Here is an 8,668-nt window from a genome sequence, read left to right on the forward strand (position 1 = left end):
ATCAACCAGCTGGATCTACTAGGAACAAAGGCTGGTCGTATTCTACCGGAGTAGCATTGGAAACGAGGATTTTTACGATTTTGCCTGAAACCTCAGATTCAATTTCATTGAAAAGCTTCATCGCTTCAATGATGCAAACGGTTTGACCTGCTTTCACAGAAGCTCCTTCGCTTACAAAGGCCGGAGATTCTGGATTCGGGGTCAGGTAGAAAGTACCGATCATAGGTGATTTGATCTCCACCAGATTGGAGGGGGCAGGAGCTGGGGCAGGAGCAGCAACTGGTGCTACGGGTGCCGGTGCAGCTGCTACAGGTGCCGGCGCAGCAGGAGCGGCAGTATGAATTACCTGGGGACCTTCTGCGTATTTTTTGATGGAAAGTTCGAATTCCTCGGTCTTGATTTTGACCTCTGCCAGGCCGGAATTGGAGATGTAGTCGATCAATTCCTGGATCTCTTTAGCTTTCATAGGGTTCTTTTTTTGTGCAATGTCTTGAGACATCTTGATTTGGGTTAAAAACAGAAAAGCTGCATAATTTAAGCAAATCGTGCAGCTATTAATATTTATTTCACTCTTTCTGAATACGATCCGTCTCGGGTGTCCACCTTGATCATAATGTCCTGATCTACAAAAAGCGGAACCATCACAGTCGCACCGGTCTCTACGGTAGCAGGCTTGAGGGCGTTGGTAGCTGTATCGCCTTTGATTCCCGGTTCAGTGTATGTGATCATCAGCTCAACAAACGGAGGCAATTCAACGGAGAGTGGAGTTTCATGCTCTGCATGGACCAGGATATCTACCATTTGCCCGTCTTTCAGCAGGTTTGGTCTTTCGATCAGTCTTTCTTCCAAAGACATCTGCTCGAAAGAATCGGTATCCATGAAGTTGTAGCCCATGTCATCCTTGTAAAGAAACTGATGAGGTCTTTTTTCAACTCTTGCTGTGGTAACTTTCTCACCTGCGTTAAAGGTCTTTTCCAAAGTCTTGCCTGTTCTGAGGCTTTTCATTTTGGTTCGGACGAAAGCTGCTCCTTTTCCTGGTTTTACGTGCTGGAATTCGACAATTGAATAGATGTCATTGTTCATTTCCAGACAAAGTCCATTCTTAAAATCTGCAGTACTTGCCATAATTGTTATTTATATACTTTTTGATTATTTCGGATCGTATCCCCACTTCAGAAAAATCGAACCCCAGGTGAATCCACCGCCAAAGGCCGCCAGGATCAGGTTATCGCCTTTTTTCAGCTTGCTTTCATATTCCCAAAGGCAAAGCGGAATGGTTGCCGCAGTGGTGTTGCCATATCGCTCGATGTTCATCATGACCTTATCTGGTCCGACTCCCATCCGGTTTGCAGTCGCATCTATGATTCGTTTGTTCGCCTGGTGTGGTACCAGCCAGGCAATGTCATCTCCGGTCAAACCGTTTCTTTCCATCACCTGGGCACTTACATCTGCCATATTGGTCACAGCAAATTTGAAAACCGTGGAACCTTCCTGATAAGCGAAATGCTCTCGTGCAGCCACTGTCTCTTCTGTTGCAGGCTTGCGGCTACCACCTGCTTTCATGTGAAGGTAAGGTGCTCCAGCCCCGTCTGCCTTCAAAATGGCGTCCATCACGCCAAGCTCCTCGGTGGTAGGTTCAAGTAAAACTGCTCCGGCCCCATCTCCAAAAAGGATACAGGTAGTTCTGTCCTGGTAATCCACAATGGCGGACATTTTATCGGCACCGACTACGATTACTTTTTTGTGGGTTCCGGTTTGGATGAATTGTGCTCCGAGTTGAAGTGCGTATAGAAAACCGGAACAAGCAGCGCCAATGTCAAAGCTAAAGGAGTTTTTTGCACCAACCTGATCTGCGATGATATTGCCAGTAGCTGGAAAAGGCATGTCAGGAGTTACTGTTGCACAGATGATCAGATCGATATCAAGGGGATCAGTTCCTGTTTTTTCCAAAAGGCCTTTTACTGCACCGGTTCCCATGACAGAAGTTCCCTGGTTTTCACCTTTTAGGATCCTTCTTTCCTTGATTCCGGTTCGGGACATGATCCATTCGTCATTGGTTTCGACAAGCTTTTCAAGTTCCTTGTTTGTCAGCCGGTATTCAGGGACGTATCCTTGGATCCCGGTGATCATGGCTCTGATTTTGTCCATTTTGATAGGTTTAATAGAGAGAATTTCCGTGAAAATTTCTCAAACTGGGTTGTTCATTTTTCAGGAATTTCCTGAGCAGGGTCAAAAATAGTACAATGCCTTCTGACCACCAAAACCAAAGCGTCCTTTGGACTTCAAGTGGTTGCAAGTCAGCTGTTTTCAGTTTGGAGAAACAAAAAATCCATTCCTGGTAGGGAATGGATTTGATGATGTCAGATTCAGAAAGCTATTAAGCTTTAATTTCTTTTTCGATGATTACTTGTCCTTTGTAGTACAATTTACCATCAAGCCAGAAAGCTCTGTGAGGCAAGTGCATTTCGCCGGTAGTTGGGCATTTCGCCATTCCCGGAGCTTCCAGTTTATAATGAGTTCTTCTTTTATCTCTTCTGGTTTTCGAAATTTTGCGTTTAGGATGTGCCATTTTAAGCGTGGTTTATGATTGTTCTTTGTTTTTTAACTTCATTAATTGTTCCCATCGTGGATCGACGGGTTTGGTTTCTTCCTCAGCAGCTGGACTTTCATCTTCCGCTTCGACTTCAGGTTCATTATCGATGTACACGTACCCTCCTTCTACCTCCAAGTCTTCGTCATCCAGCTCATTTCTGTAATCCGGATGGATTTTTTTGGCAGGCAAAGCAAGCAGAATGAATTCATAAATCAGCTGAGCCACATTGATAGTAGGGGTGTCCCTGGTGATCATGATGACATTCTCATCTATTTCCTTTTCCTCCGTCCCGTATTTGTAGATCATCTTTTCGGTAAAATCCAAAGGGTGATCAAATACTTCCAGGCTTCGGTCACAGGTCAACTGCACGGTACCTTTAATATGGAAATTGAGCTCAATTACATTGGCTCCTTTGTCCATGATGACCCTTGTGGTCAAACGGCCTTTCTCGACAATTTCGTTGTCTTCAAAGTTTTGGAAAAATGACTCTCCAATTTCAAAGTCAATTTCGTGTTTTCCTTCTTTGAACTTAATTACCTCAATATCAAAGCTTTTCCAGAATTTCACGATTCGTCCTCCCGATTTAAGACCGCAAATGTAGGTAATAATTTAAAATAGCTAAAACAGAACCTGAAATAATATTTGGTTTGAGCCGCTTTTTTTAAATAAAAATCGCTCAGGCTTCGACTTCTTCCGTTTCGTGCAGGTTGATAATGTCAGAAGCCAAATGCAATGCTGCCCTCATGGAACCTTCATCTGCCAGGTTTTTGCCTGCAATATTATACGCCGTACCATGGTCAGGGGAAGTTCGAATGACCGGCAATCCAGCCGTAAAATTGACACCTGAACTGAATGCAATCGACTTGAACGGAATCAATCCCTGATCGTGGTACATTGCCAAAACACCGTCGAATTTCTGCTGGTGCATCATGCCGAAAAATCCATCAGCAGGGTAGGGGCCAAAGACATATTTGTTTTGGTCTTTCAGTTCCCGGATAGCTGGTTTGATGATTTTCTCCTCTTCTTCACCCAAAAGTCCGTCTTCACCTGCATGAGGGTTCAGTCCAAGGATTGCGATTTTTGGTTTGTGGATCCCGAAATCCTCCTCGAGGCTTTTCAAAAAGATATTGGCTTTTTGTTGAATTCGCTCCTTGGTGATCGCTTGGGATACTTTCGCCAATGGCAGGTGGCCTGTCACCAGTCCAACTCGTAAAGAATCATCCACCATCATCATCAGACTGTCTTTTGCACCGACAGCTTGGGTGATAAATTCAGTGTGACCGATGAAGTGAAGATCTTCTGAATTGAGGTTGTTTTTATTCAAAGGAGCTGTGACCAAGCCCTGGATTTTGCCTTCTTTCAAATCATTGACAGCAGCTTTGAGTGCTTCCAAAGCCATTTTTCCAGCCTCAAGGGTTTCCACACCCGGAATTACTTCTGGGCATTCTTCCATCACATTGATCACATTGATTTTCCGGTGCTGGATTTCATCCAAATTCCGGATTTGAACAAAGTTGAAATCCTCCAGACTCATAAGCTTCCGGTAAAAAGTCAACACCTTGCCATGTCCATAGATCAGCGGTGTGTAAGTTTTATAGACGCGGTTGTCGGCCAAAGCTTTCAGGGTCACTTCCACACCGATTCCATTGATATCCCCTATGCTGATTCCCAGGATAGGCCTTTGTTTTTTCGCGTTCATGTTTTGATCTGCTGAAAATTGAGTCAGGACAAATTTCCCCGACCTTTTGGAATATTCCCTTATTTTTAGGCCTGCAATTTATAAAAATTTATCAGAGGCGAAGGATGGAAAAAGTCAAACCTAAAAAGCATCTTGGACAGCATTTCCTGACCGATTTGAGCATTGCCGAGCGGATTGCCCAGGCTGTCAAAGGTCATGGAGGTGTTAATAAGGTGCTCGAAATCGGCCCGGGAATGGGGGTTTTGACTGATTTTCTCCTGAAAAATCCTCAGGAACTCTACCTGATAGAAATTGACCGGGAAAGCATCGCCTACCTACATAAGAAATATCCCGAGTTAGGGGATAGGATTATCGAAGGTGACTATCTGAAATATGATGCAGCCAGAGTCCTTCCTGAGCAATATGCGATTGCCGGGAATTTTCCCTACAATATTTCTTCCCAGATTTTCTTTAAAGTACTGGAAGAAAAAAACCGTGTGACCGAGGTGGTTTGTATGCTGCAAAAAGAAGTGGCTCAACGGATCGCTTCGCCGAAAGGAAATAAGGATTATGGAATTTTATCGGTTCTCTTGCAGGCATGGTATGATATCGAATACCTTTTTACTGTTCCGCCGGGAGTGTTTAATCCTCCTCCGAAAGTGAATTCGGGTGTCATTCGCCTGACTCGGAATTCGGTAGAAAAATTGGATTGTGATGAGAAGCTTTTTTTCAAAGTAGTAAAAGGAGGTTTCGGAAACCGGCGCAAAACGCTCCGGAATTCTCTGAAATCCTTTGAACTTTCGGAAGAATTCAAAGCCAATCCAATCCTGGACAAGCGTGCTGAGCAACTGGGTGTGGAGGATTTTGTGTTTTTGACCCAACAAATCGAAAAAGGTCGTGGAGCCAATTAAGCAGTTTGAGCTTTCGAAAGAATACCTGGAAAGTCTCCAATTGGGGATTGAACTGGAAAACGCTGACTTTATCCGGGAGTCCCTGGATGGAGTCAATGTAGCGGATATTGCCGCTATCCTCGATGAGCTCAGTATGCCGGATTCGGTTTATGTTTTACGGCTATTGGAAAAGCAGCTTGCTGCGGACATTCTGATCGAACTTGATGAAGCCACCCTTTCAAAGGTTTTAAAGGAGTTTGAAAACGCCGAAATCGCCGTCTGGATTGAGCTGATGGACTCCGATGACGGAGCGGATATTCTGAATCTGCTTTCTGAAAAAGACCGGGAAGAGGTTATTGCCGATTTTCAGGATCGGGTCAAGTCGGAGCAGATTCTCGAACTTTTGCGATACGAGGAAGATACCGCGGGTGGTATCATGGCCAAGGAATTTATCCGGGCCAACAAAAACTGGAATGTAATCCAGACCATCAATGAGATCCGTCGTCAGGCCGAAAACGTCGAGAAGATTTATTCCATTTATGTTGTCAACAACCGGCAACAGCTGTTGGGAAGAGTTTCGCTGAAAAAGATCATTTTGGCAGCTTCCGACACCCGGATCGAAGATATCTATGATGAAGATGTGATATCTGTTCCAATACATATGGATCAGGAGGAAGTGGCATCTGTCATGCGAAAGTATGATTTGGAATCTGTGCCGGTCATCAATGCCAAAAACAAACTGGTGGGTAGAATCACGGTCGATGACATTTTGGACGTCGTGCAGGAAGAGGCCGATGAAGATATCCAGGCCATGTCCGGTATATCTGACCAAGTTGATGAGGATGACAGCATATACAAACTGACCAGAGCACGGCTTCCCTGGTTGATGATTGGGATAATCGGAGGACTTTTGGGAGCAGGATTTATCGGTTTTTTCGAAGAAGGACTGGCCAAAGTGACTGCCTTGGCATTTTTTATTCCTTTGATCACCGCAACTGGTGGAAATGTAGGGATTCAATCTTCCACACTTGTAGTACAGTCTTTGGCTAATAAATCAGCCTTTGACAGCAGTCTTTCCCAACGATTTGTCAAGGGACTTTTGGTAGCGATTATCAATGGGCTGGTACTTGCGCTTTTTGTATTTGGGATGGTGGTTCTGGTGTATGGGAATGAGGTCAAGTTTGCATTGGTGGTTTCTATTGCCCTCTTTTCTGTGGTGCTTTTGGCTTCCTTTATGGGGACTTTCACCCCAATCGTTTTGGATAAATTCGGGATAAACCCCGCCTTAGCCTCCGGACCTTTTATTACCACTGCCAATGACCTTCTTGGTCTTGCAGTTTATTTTTTGGTTGCAATGTCTTTATTGAGTCTTTAAGAAAAATGAAAATTCTGATTATTGATGAGATGCACCCGAGCATTGTGGAAATGCTGGAAATGGATGGGCATCAGGTTACCTATTCACCAAAAATCACCCGTTCTGAAATATTGGAGCAGGTGGCGGCATATGACGGACTCATTATCCGATCCAAGACACCAATGGACCGTGAACTCCTTGAAAAGGCCATCAATCTCAAATTCATTGGTCGGGCCGGTGCGGGATTAGATCAGATTGACCTGGATTATCTGGTGGAACGAAGAGTTAAACTTTTCCATGCAGCAAAAGGAAACCGGGATGCGGTAGCCGAACATGCTGTCGGTGGACTGCTTGCCTTATTCAACAATATCATCAAAGCGGATGGGGAAGTCAGAAAGGGCATCTGGGACCGGGAAGGAAACCGCGGCCACGAACTCATGGGCAAAACCGTGGGAATCATGGGCTATGGCAATATGGGTAAATCATTTGCAAAGCGCCTTTCCGGATTTGGAGTCAAAGTTTTGGCCTATGACAAATACAAACTGGAGTTTGGAAATGAGCTGGTACAGGAAGTGATGTGGGAAAAAGTCAAAGTCGAAGCTGATATCCTGAGTATCCATGTGCCGCTTACTCCGGAAACACGGAATTTCTTCACGCTTGACGAACTCGAGAGTTTTGCAAAACCGTTTTGGCTGATCAATACTGCCAGGGGAGAAGTGATCAGTTTTGCGACTTTGAATGCCGCGCTTGACAGGGGCATTCTTCGCGGAGCGGTGCTCGATGTGATGGAAAACGAGAAGTTTCAGAAGTTTTCTCCCGAGCAAAAAACTGAATTTGAAAAGTTGGCAGCAAGGTCGAATGTGATTTTCTCACCACATGTAGCAGGCTGGACTTTTGAGTCTTATGAGAAAATCAATAAGGTGCTGGTAAAGAAAATTAAAAAGGCTTTTGAGGATTGAAATCCTCATTTTCGAATAGCGGTGTCAAATAGTAAAGACTTGCTAAGTCAAAAAGCTTTCCTATCTTTGCCTATCATATAAAGGCAAAAGTAAAGTAACGGTCTCCACCACGTGACCGTTACTTTGTTTTTTGTGCCTTTCGAAACGCGTAAAATTATGTCAAAATTACAATACTACACCGAGGAAGGACTGAAGAGGTTGAAGGACGAACTTCAGGAATTGAAGACTAAAGGAAGAACGGATATCGCCCGTCAGATAGCAGAGGCACGTGATAAAGGTGACCTGAGTGAGAATGCAGAGTACGATGCTGCCAAGGATGCTCAAGGTCTTTTGGAGCTTAAAATCGCCAAGCTGGAAGCTGTTGTTGGCAATGCCCGGGTTTTGGATAATTCCCAAATGGACACCTCTAAAGTCGGCATTCTAAGCACTGTAAAAATCAAAAATGTGAAAAACGGGATGACCGTAAGCTATAAGTTGGTTTCCGAAGAAGAAGCAGATCTGAAAGCAGGAAAGATCTCGCTGGCTTCTCCTTTTGGAAAAGGATTGGTGGGAAAAGTCATCGGCGATATTGCCGAGATCAATGCGCCTGCCGGCAAATTGGAGTTCGAAATCTTAGACATCACTTATTAAAACTTATCCCGGACTTTCCGGGATTTTTTTTGGCACCATGGCAAGCATCTTCACCAAAATCATTAACAGAGAAATCCCGGCCCACATTGTAGCCGAGGACGAAAATTCCATTGCGTTCCTGGATATCATGCCTTTGGTTAAAGGACACGTTCTTGTGGTTCCAAAGAAGGAAGTGGACTACATTTTTGATATGGAGCCTGAGGCATTGGCCGAACTGAATCTTTTTGCCCAAAAAGTGGCCAAGGCGATGGACAAAACCATCAAATGCACCCGGATTGGTGTGGCCGTGATTGGCCTTGAGGTGCCTCATGTACATATTCATTTGGTTCCATTGCGCACGATGGATGATATTAATTTTACGAGGGCAAAGTTGAAATTGAGTCAGGAGGAATTGGCAGAGGTGGCGGAGACAATTCGGAGAGGATTCTGAGGGAGTGTGTCAGGCTGAGTCTTAAATATTCCGGGAACATACAAAAAGGAAATGACGGGGTTAACTTAGCCTTATCCTAAACAGTTTGGCCGCCTTCGTGATAGTGCACCTGCCTGTCGCTGAGTATGGTTCCG

At 44.6% G+C, this 8,668-nt stretch carries 11 protein-coding genes; 5 read left to right on the forward strand and 6 right to left on the reverse strand.

Translation table 11 applies throughout. The features are described 5' to 3' along the window. Window position 1: 1 nt before the first annotated feature. The 6 genes from accB to pdxA all read right to left on the reverse strand — a co-directional run bounded on the left by accB (window position 2) and on the right by pdxA (window position 4,292). A complete protein-coding gene (gene accB / locus B0E43_RS17555; RefSeq protein WP_077352202.1) occupies window positions 2–466 on the reverse strand; it encodes an acetyl-CoA carboxylase biotin carboxyl carrier protein in 465 nt (154 codons plus the stop codon). Between the two features lie 95 nt (window positions 467–561). Continuing rightward, window positions 562–1,125, reverse strand: coding sequence for an elongation factor P (gene efp, locus B0E43_RS17560; protein WP_077352178.1), 564 nt, complete (start codon window positions 1,123–1,125; stop codon window positions 562–564). A gap of 24 nt (window positions 1,126–1,149) precedes the next feature. Further along, the gene (locus B0E43_RS17565) at window positions 1,150–2,148 is read right to left on the reverse strand and encodes a beta-ketoacyl-ACP synthase III (RefSeq protein ID WP_077352180.1); all 999 of its coding nucleotides are present in this window, start codon (window positions 2,146–2,148) and stop codon (window positions 1,150–1,152) included. A gap of 229 nt (window positions 2,149–2,377) precedes the next feature. Next, the gene (gene rpmF, locus B0E43_RS17570) at window positions 2,378–2,569 is read right to left on the reverse strand and encodes a 50S ribosomal protein L32 (RefSeq protein ID WP_077352182.1); all 192 of its coding nucleotides are present in this window, start codon (window positions 2,567–2,569) and stop codon (window positions 2,378–2,380) included. Between the two features lie 12 nt (window positions 2,570–2,581). Beyond that, entirely contained in the window at window positions 2,582–3,160 is a 579-nt protein-coding gene (locus B0E43_RS17575; protein ID WP_077352184.1) for a DUF177 domain-containing protein, read from the reverse strand. Between the two features lie 109 nt (window positions 3,161–3,269). Then, the gene (pdxA, locus tag B0E43_RS17580) at window positions 3,270–4,292 is read right to left on the reverse strand and encodes a 4-hydroxythreonine-4-phosphate dehydrogenase PdxA (protein WP_077352186.1); all 1,023 of its coding nucleotides are present in this window, start codon (window positions 4,290–4,292) and stop codon (window positions 3,270–3,272) included. Window positions 4,293–4,396: 104 nt separating this feature from the next. Here pdxA and rsmA point away from each other — a divergent pair, with 104 nt between their 5' ends. From rsmA to B0E43_RS17605, 5 genes are all read left to right on the forward strand, one after another. After that, window positions 4,397–5,182, forward strand: coding sequence for a 16S rRNA (adenine(1518)-N(6)/adenine(1519)-N(6))-dimethyltransferase RsmA (gene rsmA, locus B0E43_RS17585; protein WP_077352188.1), 786 nt, complete (start codon window positions 4,397–4,399; stop codon window positions 5,180–5,182). Next, window positions 5,169–6,536 (forward strand): magnesium transporter, encoded by a 1,368-nt coding sequence (gene mgtE, locus B0E43_RS17590; RefSeq protein WP_077352190.1) that lies wholly within the window; start codon window positions 5,169–5,171, stop codon window positions 6,534–6,536. Before rsmA ends, mgtE begins: the two co-directional genes overlap by 14 nt. Before the next feature lie 5 nt (window positions 6,537–6,541). Next, on the forward strand, window positions 6,542–7,474 hold the full coding sequence (locus B0E43_RS17595; RefSeq protein WP_077352192.1) for a 2-hydroxyacid dehydrogenase: 933 nt from the start codon (window positions 6,542–6,544) through the stop codon (window positions 7,472–7,474). A gap of 156 nt (window positions 7,475–7,630) precedes the next feature. Continuing rightward, window positions 7,631–8,104, forward strand: coding sequence for a transcription elongation factor GreA (gene greA / locus B0E43_RS17600; RefSeq protein ID WP_077352194.1), 474 nt, complete (start codon window positions 7,631–7,633; stop codon window positions 8,102–8,104). A gap of 37 nt (window positions 8,105–8,141) precedes the next feature. Beyond that, window positions 8,142–8,534, forward strand: coding sequence for an HIT family protein (locus B0E43_RS17605; RefSeq protein WP_077352196.1), 393 nt, complete (start codon window positions 8,142–8,144; stop codon window positions 8,532–8,534). Window positions 8,535–8,668: the final 134 nt, after the last annotated feature.

Origin of the sequence: Algoriphagus sp. A40, assembly GCF_002002735.1 — a bacterium.
Lineage (GTDB): Bacteria > Bacteroidota > Bacteroidia > Cytophagales > Cyclobacteriaceae > Algoriphagus.